An 18,647-nucleotide genomic window follows, 5' to 3' on the forward strand; every position below is an offset into this window, starting at 1 on the left:
CTGCAGCGTCTAGGCTGGAAAAACGAAGCAGCGATCCCGCCGGATGGTCAACCACATCACCCGGCCCGGATTGGGCACGAACACGTTCGGGACGGTCGCCTTGAGGATCGAACCGTCATAGTCCATCCGAAACTCGATCAGACTTTCGTTGCCCAGAAAGCGAGCGCGCTCGACCACGCCGCGGGCTGCAACGCCATCGGTCGCCGTCGGCAGCGGTCCCTTGCCATTGCGATCAAAGTCCAGCCGCACATGCTGAGGGCGGAAAACGATTTCGACGTCCGTGCCATCGGGAACGCCCGGCGCCAGGAATTGACCAAATGGCGTTTGCGCCAATGCTCCATTCACCTGGGACTGCAACACATTGACATCACTAAAAAATGCCACGGCAGCCTTGTCTACGGGTCGGGTGTAGACATTGTAGGGCGCGCCCTGCTGCACGATCTTGCCGCGGCGCATCAGTGCAATCTCGTCGGCCATGCGCATCGCTTCTTCGGGCTCGTGCGTGACCAGCAGCACGGCGGCGTCCTCTTCCTTGAGGATGGCGAGGGTCTCGTCGCGGATGCCGTCGCGCAGACGGTTGTCGAGGCCAGAAAACGGCTCGTCCATCAGCATGATCCGCGGACGCGGCGCCAACGCTCGGGCCAGCGCGACCCGCTGCTGCTCGCCCCCTGACAGTTGATGCGGAAACCCGTCGATATGGCGGATCAGGTCGACCTTTCTCAGCAACTCTTCGACACGTTCCCGTTTTTGCTCTTTGGCCCCCTTCAGGCCAAAAGCCACGTTGTCGGCCACGCTGAGGTGCGGAAACAAAGCGAAATCCTGGAACATCAGTCCGATCTCGCGACGTTCCGGCGGCACCCTGAACACCGTGTCACAGACCAACTTGCCATCGACGTAGATTTCGCCCGAGTCCTGCATTTCGACGCCGGCAATCATCCGCAACGTAGTGGATTTGCCGCACCCCGACGGGCCCAGCAGACAGGTCACCTGCCCCGCCTGAACGGTCAGCGAGACATCATCCACCACCGTGCGCCCGCCGAACCGACAGACCAGATTGCGGATTTCCAATCGCGGAGGAGCTGTGTTGATTGCCACCGACGGACCCCAATTGCCTTTTCCCGATCAAATTCATCGGGCTTGCGCCGGGATAACAACCCCGCCCATCGGGCGCAAGAGAGGCGCTAGGTCAACAGCTCGAACGGCACGCCCGCGCGGACCTTGCCGTTGACCTGAATCTCAAGCCTGTGCGGCCCCGGAACCAGCCTAAACGTGGTGGCGTCGCCCTTGAGTTTGTGACGCTTGCTCAGCCGCAGGCGGCCATCTGACAGATTGGCCTGCTTGAGCTTGTGAACCTTAGGTGAGATTTTCCCGCCAGGTCGCTGAAAATGCACGATATAGTCAATCAAGACCGGATGATCACCGGGGCCTGATACCGAGACGGCGAACTCCAGAACCCCGCCGATGCGGGCCTCGCCAATCACCTCAACATTCACCTCTAGCGGTGCGTCGGGATCATAACCCAGCAGCGCCATCGCCCCGCCATGGCCGGACTTGACCAGCCCGCGCAGCGCATGTGCGGTGATCCACCGCATCTCGTCGCTGTCTTGCGCGCCCGAGGCATGCCACGCCTTCAGGCGGTTCAATGCCAAGTCGGGGTCTTTCTTGGTGATGTCGTTGAGATGGTTCGCCACCGACCGTATGACATAACGCGTCGGATCCGAGTGCAACCGATCCAGCAGCGGCAGCGGGTCAGACAGGTCCAGCCCGACCGCCTGCCCCCAGGGCAGCCGTGGGCGCGTGCCTTCGGAGACCAGCCGCCGGACGTGATAGCTGGAATGCCCGCACCAGTCCTGCATCCGGTCCAGCACCAGATCGGGATGGCTGTTCAGAAAAGGCCGGATCGCCCATTCCATCGAAAACCGCTGGGTCAGCTCTGCAAGGACATCCAGCGCCATTTCGGGATGGTCCGCGCCGACCTGCGCCACCCACTCGCCCAATGGGGCAAAGATGAAGTCACCGAAATCGTCATCACTCAGGGACGGGTCCAGAGGCGGTGGCAACGCCCGAAGGATCACCGGGGCCACGTCGGGCAGCGCGCCGGGAAAGGCCGTCTGCAAACAATCGGCAATCCACGCGATCCGCTGCTTCAGCTCCAGCTCCGGTAGGCGCGACATGACCCGAGCCTCGAACGACTCACCGTCAAAACCGGGGTCGGCCTGCGTGAACAGGCCGGCCAGGTAACGGGCCTTTTCCGCGTTGAACAGCTGATCCTTCAGCGAAAACCCCTGCGCCACGGTCACATCGTCAGGTTGGTCGCGCCACCATCCAGCAGGATGTTCTGCCCCACGATGAACCCTGCATGTTGCGAGCACAGAAACGCGCAGGTCGCGCCGAATTCCTGCCGCGTGCCATAGCGCCGCGCCGGGATCGTGGCCGCGCGCTCGGCCCGTGCCTCGTCCAGCGAGATGCCCTTCTGCGCCGAAACCCCGGCATCCAGCGAGTCCGCCCGGTCGGTGGCATGAATGCCGGGCAACAGGTTGTTGATGGTCACGCCGTAGGGCGCAACCTGCCGCGCGGTTCCGGCCACATAGCCGGTCAGCCCCGTGCGCGCAGCGTTCGACAGGCCCAGCACCGCGATGGGCGCCCGCACAGATTGCGAGGTGATGTTCACCACCCGGCCCCAACCCTTGTCCATCATTGACGGCAACAGCGCCTTCATGAAGGCGATCGGCGTCAGCATGTTGGCATCCAGCGCCTTGACGAAATCGTCGCGATCCCAGTCGGACCACAGGCCCGGCGGCGGACCACCGGCGTTTGTCACAAGGATATCAACGCCCTGCGCGGCCTCGATCACCTGCGCCTGGCCTTCGGGCGTGGTCACGTCGCAGGCGACCGTCTGCACCTCGACACCGTAATCGGCGCGCAACCGGTCGGCCTGCGCCTCCAGCGCGTCAGGCCCACGTGCGTTCATCACCAAATCGACACCCTCGGCGGCCAGCGCCTCGGCGCAGCCCAGCCCCAAGCCCTTGCTGCTGGCACAGACCAGCGCGCGTTTTCCTTGTAGTCCCAGATCCATGTGATCCCCCCTGTCATTTGTTACCCGCATGTCTAGCACCGGCCAGACAGGGAAGACCAGATTGGCGTCGGCAAATCAGTAGAAGAACTCTTCCCGCACGATCTTGCCGTTGACCACGTGATAGACGCCGACCTCGCGCATGTCGAAAGCTTCACCGCTTTCCTTCACCTTGCCCTGCACTTCAAAAATCACGGCAAAGCTGTTTTCACCATGCAGGAACGGGTCGCTGACCGACGCGCCCGAGACCTCGTGCGCGCTTTCCCACCAATCATGCTTGCCGCGGATGCCCTCGATGCCGTGGGTCTCGCGGCCCATGCCCTGCATGTCCATCGCCTCGACCGAGACGGCATCGGCTGCATACAACTTGTCCAGATTCTCCTTGGCGCGGTTTTCGCGGCAACCCGCCACTAGTTCCTGGGCGATTTCTTTCAAATTCATTGATCCACTCCATTATTTGTTCACTATATGTTCTTATTGGCATATCCACCTGATTCGAACCACCCCCTTTGTCTTGCCTCGGCAGGATTCCCCGCCTATACGCGCCTTCATGCTTGATACCGCCTCGAACCAACCCACCCTGCCGCCCGAGATCGCGCGGCGCCGGACCTTTGCCATCATCTCGCACCCGGATGCGGGCAAGACGACCCTGACCGAAAAGTTCCTTCTGTATGGGGGTGCTATCCAGATGGCCGGACAGGTGCGCGCCAAAGGCGAGGCACGGCGTACGCGCTCGGACTTCATGCAAATGGAAAAGGACCGAGGGATCTCGGTCTCGGCCTCGGCCATGTCGTTTGACTATGGCCCCTACCGGTTCAACCTGGTGGACACGCCCGGCCACTCGGACTTTTCCGAGGACACCTATCGCACGCTGACCGCCGTTGACGCGGCCGTCATGGTGATCGACGGCGCGAAAGGTGTGGAAAGCCAGACGCAGAAGCTGTTCGAGGTCTGCCGCCTGCGCGACCTGCCGATTCTGACCTTCTGTAACAAGATGGACCGTGAGAGCCGCGATACGTTCGAAATCATCGACGAGATCCAGGAAATGCTGGCCATCGACGTGACCCCGGCCAGCTGGCCCATCGGCGTGGGGCGCGATTTCATCGGCTGCTACGACATGCTGCGTGACCGGTTGGAACTCATGGACCGCGCCGACCGCAACAAGGTGGCCGAAAGCATCGAGATCAACGGGCTGGACGACCCCAAACTGGCCGAGCATGTGCCCGCAGAACTGCTGGACAAGCTGCTGGAAGAGGTCGAGATGGCGCGCGAATTGCTGCCTGCGCTGGACCCGCAGGCGGTGCTTGAAGGCCACATGACCCCGATCTGGTTCGGCTCGGCCATCAACTCGTTCGGCGTCAAGGAACTGATGGAAGGCATCGGTGCCTATGGACCGCAGCCGCAGGTGCAATCGGCCGAACCGCGCCAGATTTCGCCGGACGAGAAAAAGGTGGCGGGCTTTGTCTTCAAGGTGCAGGCCAACATGGACCCCAAGCACCGCGACCGGGTGGCCTTTGTCCGCATGGCCAGCGGCCACTTCAAGCGCGGCATGAAGCTGACCCATGTGCGCAGCAAGAAGCCCATGGCGATCACGAACCCGGTTCTGTTTCTGGCCTCTGACCGGGAACTGGCCGACGAGGCATGGGCCGGCGATATCATCGGCATCCCCAACCACGGCCAGCTGCGCATCGGTGACACTCTGACCGAGGGCGAGGCGATCCGCGTTACCGGAATTCCATCCTTCGCGCCCGAGCTGTTGCAGGGCGTGCGCGCGGGCGATCCGATGAAGGCCAAGCACCTGGAAAAGGCGCTGATGCAGTTTGCCGAGGAAGGCGCGGCCAAGGTGTTCAAACCCTCGATCGGCTCGGGCTTTATCGTCGGCGTGGTGGGCGCGCTGCAGTTCGAGGTGCTGGCCAGCCGGATCGAGCTGGAATACGGCCTGCCGGTGCGGTTCGAGGCCTCGCAATTCACCAGTGCGCGCTGGGTGTCGGGCGACAAGGCTGAGGTCGAGAAGTTCGTCAATGCGAACAAGCAGCACATTGCCCTCGATCACGATGGCGACATCGTCTATCTCACCCGCCTGCAATGGGACATCGACCGCGTGGTGCGCGATTATCCCAAACTGACGCTCACCGCGACCAAGGAAATGATGACCTGATGCTGACCCCGCCCCCCGCCAAAGCAACAGAGGCCGTCATCGCATGACCGCAGCCGGGCCGAGCTGGGGCATCGTCTCGACGGTGCGTGGATCGGCCCGCGACATTCTGAGTTTTGCGGCCTACCACCTGGATCTGGGCGCGGATCACCTCTACCTCTACCTTGATGAGCCCAACCGGCGGGCTTTTCGCCCCCTGCGCCGCCACCCCAAGGTGACCGTCCGCATCTGCGACGATACGTTCTGGGCGGCGCGCAAACGGGACAAGCCCGAGCGCCACCAGGTCCGCCAGACCGTTCATGCGACCTTTACCTATCGCCACACCGATCTCGATTGGCTGGCGCATATCGATGTGGACGAGTTCCTGTGGCCCACGGCCCCCATCGCGGACTTGCTGGGCGAAGTGCCCGAAACGGTGCACGCGGTTCGGGTTCGTCCGATCGAGGCCCTGGCCTGCGGTAACGATCTCTACAAAGCGTTCATCCCCCAGGGCCCCGAACGCGAAGCGCTTGTCGAAACGATCTATCCAAACTACGGCGCCTTCGTTCTGGGCGGCTTTCTGAGTCACGTACAGGGCAAGCTGTTCGTGCGCACAGGGATGGAGAACCTCAATTACCGCATCCACAATCTGTTTCAGAACAAGGTCATCTTGCCCTGCAAGACCGAGATGCCGCAGATCGACCTGTGCCACCGCCACGCCCCGGATTGGGAGCATTGGTGGTCACACTATCGGTTTCGACTGGAACGCGGCTCGTACCAGCCCGGCATGGCTCCGAACGTACATCGCGATCGGGGCGGGTTGAACATGAACGAACTGCTCAGTTGGATCGAGGCCGAAGAAGGCGAGCAAGGTCTGCGCAAGTTCTTTGACGAACTCAGCGCCACCGACCCGCAGGTTCGCGCGCGCCTGCAGGAACGGGGCCTCATCAAGCACCGACCGCTTGATCTTGAGGAAAAGCTGCAGAAACACTTTCCCGGAAGCTGCTGAATTGTTGCACGAAATCGCCAGTGACGCGATGTAGCGGTATAGATGAAACTGTCTTCATTTGACCCTGCCACACCTTTTTGTTATGTCCGCATCCAAGCCGAAACGCGCATGGTGCGCATGGCCATCCGGGCCCGGCATTTTTCATACGCGCGGGCCAGGTCAGTGTCCGCATGAACCGGACATACATGACGAAATTCAACGATCTGAACCTGAACCCCAAGGTCCTCAAAGCTATTGAGGAAGCCGGCTACGAAACCCCGACCCCGATCCAGGAAGGCGCCATCCCACCGGCGCTGGAAGGGCGAGACGTTCTGGGCATCGCCCAGACCGGCACTGGCAAGACCGCCAGCTTTACCCTGCCGATGATCACTCTGCTGGCGCGCGGCCGCGCCCGGGCGCGGATGCCGCGTTCGCTGGTGTTGTGCCCGACGCGGGAACTGGCGGCGCAGGTGGCGGAAAACTTCGACACCTACACTAAGCATCTGAAGCTGACCAAAGCGCTGCTGATCGGCGGCGTCAGCTTCAAGGAACAAGAGGCCCTGATCGACCGCGGCGTCGACGTGCTGATCGCCACGCCCGGCCGTCTGCTGGACCATTTCGAACGTGGCAAGCTGCTGCTGACCGGCGTGCAGATCATGGTCGTGGACGAGGCTGACCGGATGCTGGACATGGGGTTCATTCCCGATATCGAACGCATCTTCTCGCTGACGCCCTTTACCCGGCAAACGCTGTTTTTCTCGGCCACCATGGCGCCCGAGATCGAGCGGATCACCGACACGTTCCTGTCCGCCCCGGCCCGGATCGAAGTGGCCCGTCAGGCCACCGCGTCCGAGACCATCGAACAGGGTGTCGTGATGGTCAAAGGCGGCCGCCGCGACCGCGAGGGCAGCACCAAGCGCAAGGTCCTGCGCGCACTGATCGATGCCGAAGGTGACAAATGCACCAACGCCATCATCTTCTGCAACCGCAAGACCGATGTGGACATCACCGCGAAATCGCTCAAGAAATACGGCTACAACGCCGCACCGATCCACGGCGATCTGGACCAGTCGCAGCGGATGAAGACGCTGGACGGGTTCCGCGACGGCTCGGTACGTTTGCTGGTGGCGTCTGACGTGGCCGCGCGCGGGCTCGACATTCCGTCGGTCAGCCATGTGTTCAACTTCGACGTGCCCAGTCACCCCGAGGACTATGTGCACCGCATCGGCCGCACCGGCCGCGCCGGGCGCGAGGGCAAGGCGATCACCATCTGCTCGGCCCGCGATGAAAAGGCGCTGGATGCGATCGAGAAACTGATCCAGAAGGAAATCCCGCGTCTGGACAACCCGGTTCAGGCCGAACCGGCCGAGGCCGAGGACAAAAAGCCCGAAAAGAAATCGCGCGCCTCGACCCGCAAGGACGAGGTCAAGAAGGACAAGCCCGCCAAGGACGCCGCGTCGAACGACAAACCTGCCATGGAAAAGCGTGGCAAAGGCCGTGGACGTCGTGACGATGGCGGTCCGGCCGTCGTCGGCATGGGCGATCACTTGCCCAGCTTCATCGCACTCAGCTTTGACGAACGCCGCGCGGGCTGACCCGCCTGCATGGCAAAAAGTTCAGAAGGCGCACGGGCCTCCGCGCGCCTTTTTGCATCTCAGATCGCGGCGACCAGGATCAGGATCGAGAGGCCCAGCAGGACCATCCCCGCAATCTCGCGCCGGGTCACCGTCTCGCGGAAGACCAGGACCGAGGCCATGAGGCTGAAAATCAGCTCCACCTGCCCCAGCGCTTTGACGTAGGCCGCGTTCTGCAGGCTGAAGGCCCAGAACCAGCAGAACGATCCGCCGAGGCTGGTCAGCCCGACGAAGACGCCGGTGCGCCGCGTGTCCCACACCGCGCGCAGCTCGGCCCGGTCGCGCCAAACCAGCCACAGCGCCATCGACAGGAACTGGATCGAGACCACGACCGCCAGCGTCACCAGCGCCCGGAACCAGGCCTCGCCATCGCCCAGTTGCAGCGACGCGCCGCGATAACTGACCGCAGAAAAGGCGAACAAGACGCCCGATCCCAACCCCAGTTGCGAGGCGCGGTTGGTTAGGTGACGCCACCACGCCCCACTGCCGCCCGGTGTTTTCGACAACAGGAGAACCGCCAGCAGCCCCAGCAGGATGGCCCCGAACGCACCGGTTGAAACCCGGTCGCCCAGCACGACGAAACCGACGATTGCGGTCTGGATCACCTCGGTTTTCTTGAAGGTGATGCCGACGGCAAAGTTGCGCTGTTTGAACAGCGCCACGACGCAGATCGTGGCAAGGATCTGGGACAGCCCGCCGATGGCGGCATAAAGCCAGAACAGAGGCGGCAGCGCCGGCAGCGGCAGACCGCTGAGCCGGATCGCTCCTGCCAGACCCAGCAGCACCAGAGGCATCGAGTAGGCAAAGCGCGCAAAGGTCGCGCCGGTCGCCGACAGCTTCACGCTGCTCAGCGATTTCTGCAGCATGAAGCGCACCGTCTGAAAGGTGGCGGCGGCCAAGGTTACGGGAATCCACAAACTCATGGCTTCCCTTCTGTCGTCAAATCAAGGTTTTGGCCAGAGCGGATGCGCCACCGGATCCTTGGCGCGCCAGATATACTGCCGGAAAACCTGCCCGTACGAGCGATAGACATAGGCCTCGTTGCAGGCCAGATAGCGCTCTTTCCCTCGGCGATAGAGCGCGGGCAACCGATACCATGGCGCCGCCGGGTTCATGTGATGAACGACGTGCAAGTTGTTGTTCAGAAACAGAAAGGCAAGCGGCCCTCGGTCTTCGACAATCACCGTGCGGGCGCGCGACTTTTCGTGCGCGCGGTGTTCCAGAAAGGTGCGGATCTTGACCAGCGCAAGTCCCAGATAGGCCGAAAGGACAAAGGCCCAGACCGGCATCGCTGATTGCGCCACGACCCACAGAACCACCGCCACGCCGAGCAGATGGAAAGCCCAGGCTAGCCAGATGTCGCGGTCCCCGCGCACCGCACCGCGCCAGTCGTCGCGCAGAAAAGCCAACTGGCCGATGATCGGACCCAGCGCCATGCGCCCCAACAGCGTGTTGTTCGCCTGATAGACCCACCGCTGCCACCGCGGCAGCCTGATCCAGACCGCCGGGTCCAGATAGTTGGACTCCGGATCGTCATAGGGGTCGGTCAGGTTGGCATCCTGATGGTGCGCCAGATGCAGATCGCGGAAGCGGTTGTAGGGGATGAACAGGGTCAGCGGCAGCGCCATCAGCGCCTCGTTCAACGACTTTGCACGGAACGGGTGGCCGTGCAGCGCTTCATGCGTCAGTGAAGAATGCAGCGCCGCGACGACACCCATCATCGGCACCGCCAGCCACAGCGACCACGCCGCCACGCCGAAAATCGCAATCAGCCAAAGGGCATAGCAGGCTACGATCAGGGCAAAGGTCGGCCATTCGGGGGATTTTGGGGTGGTCGGCTCAGCCATGCCGCCCCCAAGAAATTCCGGCCCAGATGCGTTCGTAAATCACGTAGAGCGTCAGCCCGATGGCCGTGTTCACCACCGCCAATACGCCTCCGACGGCGGCCGAGCCGGTGGCGATCAGCCCCACCACGGTCATGACCGCAAGGCCCATCGCATTCCAAATGATTGCCTTCACGACAGATCTTCGCCGCGTTTCCATTCCGGTCCCCAGTCTTTTTTGGTTTTCACATAAGCGTTACCTGCCGCCGGCCCTGTCGAGAATTCCGAATATGATTAACAAATCTCAGCGACCGTGATATTTATCATCACATGCAGGAAAATTTCGACAAACGAGACCGCGCCGCGCAGTTCCGCCTGCGCCTGGCCCGCGCGATGGACCAGCGGAAGATGAGCCAAAGCGCGCTGGCGCGCACCGTCGGGGTCGATCGCTCGACCGTGTCCCAGTTGCTGACCGATACGGGCGCGCGCCTGCCCAACGCCCATGTGGTGGGCAGCTGCGCCTCGGCTCTGGGGGTGTCGGCGGATTGGCTGCTCAGCCTGTCGGACCGACCCGAGAGCGCGGCCGAGTTGCTGGCCAGTTCGCTGACCATGACCGAGGCCCCCCGCGCGCTGGTGGACGAACGCATATTTGAATGGCACCAGCAGGCCGCGGGCTACAAGATCCGCTATGTTCCGGCCACCCTGCCCGACATGCTGAAAACCCGCGCCGTGCTGGAATGGGAATACGCGCCGCATCTGGGCCGAACCGCTGACCAGGCCATCGGCGCCTCCGAGGACCGCCTGACCTGGATGCGCGGTGCCCAGTCGGACTATGAAATCGCCATGCCGCTGTATGAGATTCACAGCTTTGCCCATGGCACCGGCTATTATGACGGGCTGCCCCTGAATGAGCGGCTGGACCAGATCGATCACATGCTGGAGCTGTGCGAGCAGCTGTATCCGCGCATGCGCATCTACCTGTTCGATGCCAAGCGGCTCTATTCCGCGCCGGTCACCATCTTTGGTCCGCTGCTCTGCGTGTTCTATGCCGGCAGCCATTACATGGCCTTCCGCGACCGGGACAGAATCGAGGTTTTTACGCGCCATTTCGATACCTTGGTCCGCGAAGCTGATCTTACTGCCCGGCATTTTCCGACCCATCTTCGCCAGCTGCGCGCGGCCATTTCGGCCGGGTAACGCCAGTCCACGGGTGCAATTTCCCACCTGATCCCCTATATTGAGGTGCGCGAAAATCCGAACGATCCGACCCAAAGGAGGATATCAGGAATGGACGCTCTCAAAACCGCTCAATACGCGCGCGCCCTGTATTCGGCGCATGGCGACAAGGCCGAGGCCGAAGCCGCCCAAAAAGCCCGCGAATTCGAAGCCGCAGGAAACGTGGAAGAGGCACAGAACTGGCAGGCCGTCCGCGCCTCGATCCGCCAGATGCGCGGCCCAAACCAGGGCTAAAGCTTGGGGTCGGGGTTAACGGTATGCCCATCGACGGCGATGACCTGCCCCGACACCAACCGTGCCGCATCCGAGGCCAGGAACACCGCCATGGCGGCAATGTCATGCGCTTCGACGAAGCGGCCCATTGAAGTACCCGCCGCATAGCCCCGATAGACCTGATCGCGGGTCATGCCCTTGGCGGCCGCTTCGCGCTGCAGCACGCCCTCCATCCGAGGGCCTTCCACCGCGCCGGGGCAGATGACGTTGCAGCGCACGCCGTGCGGCCCCAGCTCCATCGCCAGGGTCTTGCCCAACCCGATCACCGCCCATTTCGCCGCCGCATAGGGCGCGCGATTGGGATAGCCGTACTGCCCGGCGGTCGAGGATGTGATCAGCACCACGCCTCGCCCCTGCCGTTTGAGCATCGGCGCCGCGTATTTCGCGCACAGAAACGCCCCGTCCAGATTGACGGAAATACATTTTTGCCAATCTCTTAGCGCCACATCTTCGACCAATGCGGTCGGCCCCGCGATACCCGCATTCGCGCACAGAACATCCAAACCGCCCCACTGCGCCGCGATTTCGGAGAACAGCGCTGCGACGGCGGCCTCATCCGACACATCGGCCTGCGACCGCCCCCAGTGATCCGGGCAGGCCTGAAGCGCCTCGAAGTCCACGTCCGCCACCCAGACCTGCGCGCCCGCGGCGTCGAACGCCTCGGCCATCGCGCGCCCGACGCCCGAGGCACCGGCAGTGATCAGAACCCGACCGGTCATGACTGTTTGCGGATGGCCGCCCCTGCGCCCTCGGGATAGGGCAACCCGGCCTGCGCTTCGGCGATGCGGGCCATTGCGGCTTCGATCTGCGGCGACGGCGCACAGGGCCGACGGGTTTCCAGGCTGACATGCAGCAGAAAGCTCTCGCCCGTGGCCAGCAGTTTGTCGCCCTCGAACATGCTGTGGAACAGGTGCAGCTTCTTGCCCTGCCCCAACATCATCTGCGTGCGCACCTCGATTTTCGCCCCGGCATGGGCCTCGTCCAGATACCGGATGTGATTTTCAGCCGTGAAATAGCTACCGCCCGAGGCGATGTAGTCGGCATCGCAGCCGATGATCTCCATGAAACGGTCGGTCGCTGCGGCAAAGGCCTCGAGATACCGCGCCTCGTTCATGTGACCGTTGTAATCGGTCCAGTCGAGCGGCACCGCGCGGGCCAGCGTCAGGATCGGCTGGCTCAGATCCGCCTGTTCCAGCGTCGGCAGGGCACCCGACTTAAGCAGCGCGTCATGCTGGTTCAGCACTGCCCCCGCGCCCCAGTCGCGCGCCTTCAGCGCCCGCATCATGCCCACCAGATTGTTGTCACGAATGCGCTCCAACTCGCGGATCGAGTGCATCCCCGATTGCGCGTCCGACTGGTCGGCGATCATGTCGACCAAATCATCGGTGAACTCGGGCACATCCATCAGCTTGGTCCAGGGCCATTTCAGCGCCGGGCCGAACTGGGCCATGAAGTGCCGCATCCCGGCCTCGCCCCCGGCCACGCGATAGGTCTCGAACAGGCCCATCTGCGCCCAGCGGATGCCAAAGCCCATCCGGATCGCCTCGTCCACCTCCTCGGTCGTGGCCACGCCGTCCTTGACCAGCCACAGCGCCTCGCGCCAGACGGCCTCGAGGAACCGGTCGGCGATATGCGCGTCGATCTCCTTGCGGACCTGCAGCGGGAAAAAACCGACCGAGCGCAACACGTCCTTGGCCTGCCCGACCTGTTCAGGCGGGTTGACGGCCGAGGGCACCAATTCGACCAGCGGCAGCAGATAGACCGGGTTGAACGGGTGCGTCACCACGATCTGTTCGGGCCGCAGCGCGCCTTCCTGCAGCTCGGAGGGTTTGAACCCGCTGGTCGAGGATCCGATGATCGCCCCCGGATCACAGGCCTCCTGCAGCCCCTTGTAAACCTTCAACTTCAGATCCAGCCGCTCGGGCACGCTCTCCTGGATCCACGTTGCCCCCTGCACCGCGTCGGCCATGTCGGCATGAAAGCTCAACGCGCCTTCGGGCGGCAGCGGCACATCGCTCAGCCCGGGCAATGACCGCCGGGCGTTGTCCAGGACCTCGCCGATCTTTCGCTCGGCCTCGGGGTCCGGGTCGAACACCCGTACATCCCAACCATTCAGCAGAAACCGCGCGGCCCATCCGCCGCCAATCACGCCACCTCCGATGATCGCTGCCGTCTTCATCTTCTCTCCTTCGCCCCGAACGTCCAAGCCGCACCGGGGGCCATCGTTGTTCGACAGATTTTGTGAGGGTAGCCCCGCCCGTCAGGACGCCACAGGCGCCCGTTTGACCAGCCCCAACTTCTCGCGCACCTCGGCCGGCCCGATCACCCGCGCGCCCATGTTCTCGATGATCGTTCCGGCGCGCTCGACCAGTTGCCAGTTTTCGGCCAGCACCCCCTTGTCCAGCCACAGGTTGTCCTCGAGCCCCACGCGCACGTTGCCGCCCGCCAGAACCGAGGCCGCCACATAGGCCATCTGATGCCGCCCCAGCGAGAACGCGCTGAAGGTCCAGTCGTCGGGCACGTTGTTCACCATCGCCATGAAGGTGTTCAGGTCATCCGGCGCGCCCCACGGCACGCCCATGCACAGCTGCACCAGCGCATTCGGGGCCAGAACGCCCTCTTTCACCAATTGCTTGGCAAACCACAGATGGCCGGTGTCAAAAGCCTCGATCTCGGGCTTCACGCCCAGATCGGTCATCATCTGCCCCATCGCCCGCAAGGCGCCGGGCGTGTTGGTCATCACATAGTCGGCCTCGGCAAAGTTCATGGTGCCGCAATCCAGCGTGCAGATTTCGGGCAGACACTCGGCCACATGGGCCACGCGTTCCGAGGCACCGATCATGTCGGTGCCTTCGGCCACGGGAAACGGGGCTTCGACCCCGCCGAACACGATGTCACCGCCCATGCCGGCGGTCAGGTTCAGAACCACGTCCACCTCGGCGTCGCGGATGCGGTCCGTCACCTCGCGATACAGGTCAAGACGGCGGCTGGGCGCGCCGGTTTCGGGGTCACGCACATGGCAATGCACCACTGCCGCCCCGGCCTTGGCGGCCGCGATCGCACTGTCGGCGATCTGCTTGGGCGAACGCGGCACATGCGGGCTGCGATCCTGCGTCCCACCCGAGCCGGTCACGGCACAAGTGATGAATACTTCGCGGTTCATTTCCAAAGGCATGGTGTTATCCCCAAGTTATACACGGCTTCGCCATGGGTTTTCCCCAGGCTTCTCCCCGGATTCCGATTTGCGTCTGGCCCCGACTCTGGCGCAGCCTTGACCAGACAACTTGCCAGAATACGAATCAGACTTGATGAAATCCGCAAAAAACATCCTCCAGCCCGAGCACCGCGCGCTGAAAACCGCCGTTCTGGTGCTGGACGAGTGCAACACGCTCAGCTTCGCCTCGGCGGTGGACCCGATGCGCGCCGCCAACCGGCTGGCCGACCGCCCGGCCTTCGACTGGGACTACGTGACCGCCACGCCCGAGCCGGCGATGCTGACCAGCGCGTTGCAAGTGCCGGGCATCCCGCTGGCGCGTCTCGACCACTGCGACCTGATGATCGTGATCGCGGGGTTCAACCTGGTGCGCCACGCCACCCCCAGCCTTCTGGCCGGGCTGCGCCGCATCGCCAATACCGGCGCCACGATGGCGGGCATCGACGGAGGCCCCTGGCTGTTGGCCGAAGCGGGGCTGCTTGACGGTCACGCCGCCACCACCCATTGGGAAGATCTCGAGACCTTCGCCAGCCGCTTCCCCGAAGTCGACGTGCGCCCCGACCGGTTCACCGTGTCGGGCAACCGCCTGACCTCGGGCGGCGCGATCCCCGCGGTCGAGATGATGCTGCACATCATCGCGGCACGCCACGGCGCCGGCTTCGCGGCCCGTGTCTCGGGCCTGTTCCTCTACGAAGGCGCCCCCGAACCCGGCAGACCACAGAGCCGTACTGGGGCGCCACACCGCCACAGTGCCTTGACCGCCCGCGCCAACGTGATCATGCAGGCCGCGCTGGACGAGCCGCTGCCCCTGGCCGAGATCGCAAAGTCCCTGGGAACCAGCCCGCGCACCCTGCAGCAGCAATTCCGCCTGCGGCTGAACACCACGCCACAGGACCACTATTTGCAACTGCGCCTGGCCGAGGCCCGCCGCCTGGTCACCGACACCGACATGCCGCTGATGGATGTGGCACTGGCCACGGGGTTCACGTCACAATCCAGCTTTGCGCGCGCTTTCCGTACGGCGCATGGACTATCCGCCCGCGACCTCAGGCAGGACCGCACCCAGCCCACCCATCACTGACGGGCGAGCTTGATTTGGTCATAGATTGGGGGAGTTGGCTGCGACGACGGGGGCAGCGCCCCCATCCCTCAATACGGCATCGGATGCGCGCGATGGGCCGCGTTGATCTCGGCCAAAATCTCATCCGACAGCACGACATCCCGCCCCTCCAGGATCCGCTCCAGCTGCGCCTGCGTGGTCGCGCCGAAGATGACCGAGGTCATGAACGGCCGCGTCTGGCACCAGGCCAGCGCCATGTGCACCGGGTCCAGCCCGTGTTCCGCGGCAATCGCCAGATAGGCCTCGACCGCGTCGAAAACCCGGTCGCCCTTGCGCCCGCCCATCTGCGGCACGATCGACATGCGCGATCCCTCGGGCACCGCCCCGCCCTGATACTTGCCGGTCAGAAATCCGGCGGCCAGCGGCGAGAAGGCCAGCAGACCCACATCCTCATAGGCGCTCAGCTCGGCCATGTCGGTGTCATACAGGCGGCACAGCAGGGAATACTCATTCTGGACCGAGGCCACCCGCGGCGCACCCATCTCTTCCGACAAGCGCAGCCACTGGGCGGTTCCCCAGGCGCTTTCGTTCGACAGGCCGAAGGCGCGGATATTGCCCTTGTCCACCTGCGCCTGCAGCGCCTCGAGGCATTCGCGCATGTTGTCCAGAACCGCCTGCCTGTCGCCGCCCGAGGGGTCATAGTCCCAGTTCTGCCGGAACATGTAACTGCCTCGGTTGGGCCAGTGAAATTGGTACAGGTCGATGTAGTCGGTCTGCAGACGCCGCAACGATCCCTCGATGGCCCCGGGGATCGTGCTGGCCGAGATCGGTGCTCCGTCCCGCGCATGCGTGAAGCCGGCCCCCGAATGCTTGGTCGCCAGAACATAGCTTCCGCGGCGGGCCGGATGTGCCGCATTCCAGTTGCCGATGATCTGCTCGGTCTTGCCTACGGTCTCCTTGGTGATCGGGTTGACCGGGTACATCTCGGCGGCATCAAGGAAATTGATTCCGGCTGCCAGCGCCGTGTCGATCTGACGATGCGCATCCGCCTCGGGGGTCTGCGTGCCGAATGTCATGGTTCCGAGGCACAGGTCCGAGACCTGGATGCCCGTGCGGCCCAACGGTTTCATTTTCATCAATCAATCTCCTGTCGCGCGGATCGCCACGCCTGCAATCTGATTTTGGTCCCAAGTCAGCCGGATTCGGCCTTTTTCTCCCAACGGCCGGATTCCTCCGACCAATACTGCGCCGCGCAACCCGCCGCGGTCAGCGTCTTCCATTGACCACGCGCATGGTCCACCGCGCTTGGATCGTTGCCGTCGAACAGGATGCAAACCCGCTCCGAGGCGGTCACCTCATCCGGCGTCACCGCGGCCCCGTCCACCGCCATCAGGCAAGACGGGTTGTTGGCAGCGTCCGCCTCGGTAGTCAGCAGAATCGGCTGAACCGCGTCATGCGGCCCACCTGCCTGCCCATGCGGCAGAAACGCGTCTTCGGGGCCCAGCCAAAGCCTTTCGTCCAGCCAGTCCATCCGCGCAGGGTCAGTGCCTCGCACCGCAATCCGCCACCCGGCCTGTCGTGCCTTGTCCAGCAACACCGGCAAGGTCTGCTCAAGTGGATGGCGGGTCAGGTGGTAGAAGTAGACGGCGCCCATCGACCTACTCGAAATTGTCCTGCACGAAACGGCTGAGCGCACGGACGCCCCAACCCGTGGCGCCCTTGGGCGCATAGGACGTTTCCGCCGCGACCGAGGCCACGCCCGCGATATCCAAATGGATCCAGGGTGTTTCTTCCTTGACGAAACGCTGCAGAAACTGCGCTGCGGTGATCGAACCGGCCGGCCGGCCGCCCACGTTCTTCATGTCCGCGATGCGCGACTTCAGCAGATCGTCATAAGCCTGCCCCAGCGGCATACGCCACGCGCCTTCATCCTCGGCCCGGGCCGCCTTCAGGAACGCGTCGCAGAAGGTGTCGTTGTTGGAAAACACGCCTGCGTTTTCATGCCCCAGCCCGATGATGATCGCGCCGGTCAAGGTGGCCAGATCGATCATGCCGACCGGATTGAACCGCTCCTGCGCGTACCACATGACGTCACACAGCACCAAACGGCCTTCGGCGTCGGTGTTGATGATCTCGACCGTATCGCCCTTCATCGACTTCACGACGTCGCCCGGCCGCGTGGCACTGCCCGAGGGCATGTTCTCGACCAGCCCGACCAGGCCCACGACATTGGCCTTGGCCTTACGCTTGGCCAATGCGCGCATGGTGCCCGCAACGACGCCTGCGCCGCCCATGTCCATGGTCATATCTTCCATACCAGCGGCCGGTTTGATCGAAATACCGCCGGTGTCGAAAACGACCCCCTTGCCGACCAGAGCCAGCGGTGCGTCATCAGCATCGCCGCCATTCCACTGCATCACGACGACTTTCGAGGGGCTGTCCGACCCTTGCCCGACGCTCAGCAGGGTCCGCATGCCCAACTCGGCCAGCTTGTCTTCGTCCAGCACCTCGACCTTCAGGCCCAACTCCTCCATCTCTTTCAGACGGTTGGCAAATTCGCTCGTTGTCAGGATGTTGGCGGGTTCGTTCGTCAGGTCGCGGGTCATGCGCACACCATCAGCAACCGCATAGAGCGGTGCGAAGGCGGCCTTGGCGTCGTCGGGCTTGGCGTGGCAGATGGACACCGCGCCTTTTGCGTCATCGTCCGTGGTTTTGTGCGCGTCAAAATCATAGCTGCGCAAAGCAATGCCCAAGGCCAGTTCCTCGGTCCGTACCTGGTTGCCCGCCATGACCAGCAGGTCCTTGCCACCTGCCAGCTTGGCCAGCGCAGCACCGCCCTTGCGGGCTTCGTCCGGTTCGGGGCGGCGTGGCAGGACGAGGATGTCCAATGCCTCTGCCTCCATCCCGCCGGGCCAAGCCAACGAGATCACGTCGCCAGTCTTGACCTTGGCGAAACGGTCGCTTTCCACCAGCCGGGCCACGGCACCACGGGTCAGTCGGTTTGCGCGACGCGCGGCGGGGTTCATCTTGCCATCGGTCGGTATGAGAATGGCCACCCGGCCTTGGGCCTGTGCCATCAGCTCCAGTTCGAAGGCTTGAAAACGGATCGGTACCAGACTGCTCATTTCTTGCTCCTGAAAAACTCTGCCCACAGACCTAGCCCGCGCTGCCGCCATTGACCAGATAGCAGTTTTCCCCGCCCGCCAATTGCA

At 63.6% G+C, this 18,647-nt stretch carries 19 protein-coding genes; 6 read left to right on the top strand and 13 right to left on the bottom strand.

Annotated elements, in window-relative coordinates; all coding sequences use genetic code 11:
- Positions 1 to 9: 9 nt before the first annotated feature.
- The 4 genes from AC2FML_RS03720 to AC2FML_RS03735 all read right to left on the bottom strand — a co-directional run bounded on the left by AC2FML_RS03720 (position 10) and on the right by AC2FML_RS03735 (position 3,514).
- Positions 10 to 1,095 (bottom strand): ABC transporter ATP-binding protein, encoded by a 1,086-nt coding sequence (locus AC2FML_RS03720; RefSeq protein WP_170338320.1) that lies wholly within the window; start codon positions 1,093 to 1,095, stop codon positions 10 to 12.
- A gap of 86 nt (positions 1,096 to 1,181) precedes the next feature.
- Positions 1,182 to 2,294 carry a YhaZ family DNA alkylation repair protein gene (locus AC2FML_RS03725; protein WP_496782048.1) on the bottom strand — a complete coding sequence of 371 codons (1,113 nt, stop codon included), beginning with the start codon at positions 2,292 to 2,294 and terminating at the stop codon, positions 1,182 to 1,184.
- 2 nt (positions 2,295 to 2,296) lie between these two features.
- Positions 2,297 to 3,076, bottom strand: coding sequence for an SDR family oxidoreductase (locus AC2FML_RS03730; protein WP_496782050.1), 780 nt, complete (start codon positions 3,074 to 3,076; stop codon positions 2,297 to 2,299).
- A 75-nt stretch (positions 3,077 to 3,151) separates the two neighbouring features.
- A complete protein-coding gene (locus AC2FML_RS03735; protein ID WP_093962268.1) occupies positions 3,152 to 3,514 on the bottom strand; it encodes a nuclear transport factor 2 family protein in 363 nt (120 codons plus the stop codon).
- Positions 3,515 to 3,623: 109 nt separating this feature from the next.
- On the opposite strand from AC2FML_RS03735, the gene AC2FML_RS03740 reads away from it, so the two are divergent.
- The 3 genes from AC2FML_RS03740 to AC2FML_RS03750 all read left to right on the top strand — a co-directional run bounded on the left by AC2FML_RS03740 (position 3,624) and on the right by AC2FML_RS03750 (position 7,790).
- Positions 3,624 to 5,231 (top strand): peptide chain release factor 3, encoded by a 1,608-nt coding sequence (locus AC2FML_RS03740; RefSeq protein ID WP_170338819.1) that lies wholly within the window; start codon positions 3,624 to 3,626, stop codon positions 5,229 to 5,231.
- Positions 5,232 to 5,274: 43 nt separating this feature from the next.
- Entirely contained in the window at positions 5,275 to 6,216 is a 942-nt protein-coding gene (locus AC2FML_RS03745) for a glycosyltransferase family 2 protein (protein ID WP_496782051.1), read from the top strand.
- 185 nt (positions 6,217 to 6,401) lie between these two features.
- On the top strand, positions 6,402 to 7,790 hold the full coding sequence (locus tag AC2FML_RS03750; protein ID WP_496782536.1) for a DEAD/DEAH box helicase: 1,389 nt from the start codon (positions 6,402 to 6,404) through the stop codon (positions 7,788 to 7,790).
- A gap of 59 nt (positions 7,791 to 7,849) precedes the next feature.
- Here AC2FML_RS03750 and AC2FML_RS03755 read toward each other — a convergent pair whose 3' ends face one another.
- The 3 genes from AC2FML_RS03755 to AC2FML_RS03765 are packed head-to-tail and all read right to left on the bottom strand — an operon-like array spanning position 7,850 to position 9,872.
- Positions 7,850 to 8,752: an EamA family transporter gene (locus AC2FML_RS03755; RefSeq protein ID WP_480753383.1), complete on the bottom strand. Its 903-nt coding sequence runs from the start codon at positions 8,750 to 8,752 to the stop codon at positions 7,850 to 7,852.
- 21 nt (positions 8,753 to 8,773) lie between these two features.
- Positions 8,774 to 9,676 carry a fatty acid desaturase gene (locus tag AC2FML_RS03760; RefSeq protein ID WP_496782053.1) on the bottom strand — a complete coding sequence of 301 codons (903 nt, stop codon included), beginning with the start codon at positions 9,674 to 9,676 and terminating at the stop codon, positions 8,774 to 8,776.
- Positions 9,669 to 9,872, bottom strand: a complete 204-nt coding sequence (locus AC2FML_RS03765; RefSeq protein ID WP_149774534.1) for a DUF2061 domain-containing protein — start codon at positions 9,870 to 9,872, stop codon at positions 9,669 to 9,671. Before AC2FML_RS03765 ends, AC2FML_RS03760 begins: the two co-directional genes overlap by 8 nt.
- A gap of 110 nt (positions 9,873 to 9,982) precedes the next feature.
- Here AC2FML_RS03765 and AC2FML_RS03770 point away from each other — a divergent pair, with 110 nt between their 5' ends.
- Positions 9,983 to 10,849, top strand: a complete 867-nt coding sequence (locus tag AC2FML_RS03770) for a helix-turn-helix domain-containing protein (RefSeq protein ID WP_170442949.1) — start codon at positions 9,983 to 9,985, stop codon at positions 10,847 to 10,849.
- Positions 10,850 to 10,939: 90 nt separating this feature from the next.
- The gene (locus tag AC2FML_RS03775) at positions 10,940 to 11,122 is read left to right on the top strand and encodes a hypothetical protein (protein WP_093962276.1); all 183 of its coding nucleotides are present in this window, start codon (positions 10,940 to 10,942) and stop codon (positions 11,120 to 11,122) included.
- Here AC2FML_RS03775 and AC2FML_RS03780 read toward each other — a convergent pair.
- The 3 genes from AC2FML_RS03780 to bcoG form a co-directional block, all read right to left on the bottom strand.
- A complete protein-coding gene (locus AC2FML_RS03780; RefSeq protein WP_170442951.1) occupies positions 11,119 to 11,880 on the bottom strand; it encodes an SDR family oxidoreductase in 762 nt (253 codons plus the stop codon). The genes AC2FML_RS03775 and AC2FML_RS03780 overlap by 4 nt on opposite strands.
- The gene (locus tag AC2FML_RS03785; protein WP_496782056.1) at positions 11,877 to 13,340 is read right to left on the bottom strand and encodes a carnitine 3-dehydrogenase; all 1,464 of its coding nucleotides are present in this window, start codon (positions 13,338 to 13,340) and stop codon (positions 11,877 to 11,879) included. Before AC2FML_RS03785 ends, AC2FML_RS03780 begins: the two co-directional genes overlap by 4 nt.
- Before the next feature lie 81 nt (positions 13,341 to 13,421).
- Positions 13,422 to 14,336 carry a 3-dehydrocarnitine:acetyl-CoA trimethylamine transferase BcoG gene (gene bcoG / locus AC2FML_RS03790; RefSeq protein ID WP_093962279.1) on the bottom strand — a complete coding sequence of 305 codons (915 nt, stop codon included), beginning with the start codon at positions 14,334 to 14,336 and terminating at the stop codon, positions 13,422 to 13,424.
- A gap of 133 nt (positions 14,337 to 14,469) precedes the next feature.
- On the opposite strand from bcoG, the gene AC2FML_RS03795 reads away from it, so the two are divergent.
- Complete coding sequence (locus AC2FML_RS03795) at positions 14,470 to 15,456, top strand: GlxA family transcriptional regulator (protein ID WP_496782058.1); 987 nt, start codon at positions 14,470 to 14,472, stop codon at positions 15,454 to 15,456.
- Between the two features lie 68 nt (positions 15,457 to 15,524).
- Here AC2FML_RS03795 and AC2FML_RS03800 read toward each other — a convergent pair whose 3' ends face one another.
- From AC2FML_RS03800 to AC2FML_RS03810, 3 genes are read right to left on the bottom strand one after another with little or no spacing between them, the layout of a single operon-like run.
- The gene (locus AC2FML_RS03800; protein ID WP_496782060.1) at positions 15,525 to 16,571 is read right to left on the bottom strand and encodes an aldo/keto reductase; all 1,047 of its coding nucleotides are present in this window, start codon (positions 16,569 to 16,571) and stop codon (positions 15,525 to 15,527) included.
- 56 nt (positions 16,572 to 16,627) lie between these two features.
- On the bottom strand, positions 16,628 to 17,089 hold the full coding sequence (locus AC2FML_RS03805; protein ID WP_496782062.1) for a DNA polymerase III subunit chi: 462 nt from the start codon (positions 17,087 to 17,089) through the stop codon (positions 16,628 to 16,630).
- A 4-nt stretch (positions 17,090 to 17,093) separates the two neighbouring features.
- A complete protein-coding gene (locus tag AC2FML_RS03810; RefSeq protein ID WP_496782064.1) occupies positions 17,094 to 18,560 on the bottom strand; it encodes a leucyl aminopeptidase in 1,467 nt (488 codons plus the stop codon).
- Between the last annotated feature and the right edge of the window lie 87 nt (positions 18,561 to 18,647).

This window comes from Ruegeria sp. BHSC029 (genome assembly GCF_059613085.1).

Bases quoted from the DNA above. Each gene is read 5' to 3' on its own strand.
- AC2FML_RS03730 (WP_496782050.1), bottom strand. From the start codon at position 3,076: ATGGATCTGGGACTACAAGGAAAACGCGCGCTGGTCTGTGCCAGCAGC.
- AC2FML_RS03735 (WP_093962268.1), bottom strand. From the start codon at position 3,514: ATGAATTTGAAAGAAATCGCCCAGGAACTAGTGGCGGGTTGCCGCGAA.
- AC2FML_RS03740 (WP_170338819.1), top strand. From the start codon at position 3,624: ATGCTTGATACCGCCTCGAACCAACCCACCCTGCCGCCCGAGATCGCG.
- AC2FML_RS03745 (WP_496782051.1), top strand. From the start codon at position 5,275: ATGACCGCAGCCGGGCCGAGCTGGGGCATCGTCTCGACGGTGCGTGGA.
- AC2FML_RS03750 (WP_496782536.1), top strand. From the start codon at position 6,402: ATGACGAAATTCAACGATCTGAACCTGAACCCCAAGGTCCTCAAAGCT.
- AC2FML_RS03755 (WP_480753383.1), bottom strand. From the start codon at position 8,752: ATGAGTTTGTGGATTCCCGTAACCTTGGCCGCCGCCACCTTTCAGACG.
- AC2FML_RS03760 (WP_496782053.1), bottom strand. From the start codon at position 9,676: ATGGCTGAGCCGACCACCCCAAAATCCCCCGAATGGCCGACCTTTGCC.
- AC2FML_RS03765 (WP_149774534.1), bottom strand. From the start codon at position 9,872: ATGGAAACGCGGCGAAGATCTGTCGTGAAGGCAATCATTTGGAATGCG.
- AC2FML_RS03770 (WP_170442949.1), top strand. From the start codon at position 9,983: ATGCAGGAAAATTTCGACAAACGAGACCGCGCCGCGCAGTTCCGCCTG.
- AC2FML_RS03775 (WP_093962276.1), top strand. From the start codon at position 10,940: ATGGACGCTCTCAAAACCGCTCAATACGCGCGCGCCCTGTATTCGGCG.
- AC2FML_RS03780 (WP_170442951.1), bottom strand. From the start codon at position 11,880: ATGACCGGTCGGGTTCTGATCACTGCCGGTGCCTCGGGCGTCGGGCGC.
- AC2FML_RS03785 (WP_496782056.1), bottom strand. From the start codon at position 13,340: ATGAAGACGGCAGCGATCATCGGAGGTGGCGTGATTGGCGGCGGATGG.
- bcoG (WP_093962279.1), bottom strand. From the start codon at position 14,336: ATGCCTTTGGAAATGAACCGCGAAGTATTCATCACTTGTGCCGTGACC.
- AC2FML_RS03795 (WP_496782058.1), top strand. From the start codon at position 14,470: ATGAAATCCGCAAAAAACATCCTCCAGCCCGAGCACCGCGCGCTGAAA.
- AC2FML_RS03800 (WP_496782060.1), bottom strand. From the start codon at position 16,571: ATGAAAATGAAACCGTTGGGCCGCACGGGCATCCAGGTCTCGGACCTG.
- AC2FML_RS03805 (WP_496782062.1), bottom strand. From the start codon at position 17,089: ATGGGCGCCGTCTACTTCTACCACCTGACCCGCCATCCACTTGAGCAG.
- AC2FML_RS03810 (WP_496782064.1), bottom strand. From the start codon at position 18,560: ATGAGCAGTCTGGTACCGATCCGTTTTCAAGCCTTCGAACTGGAGCTG.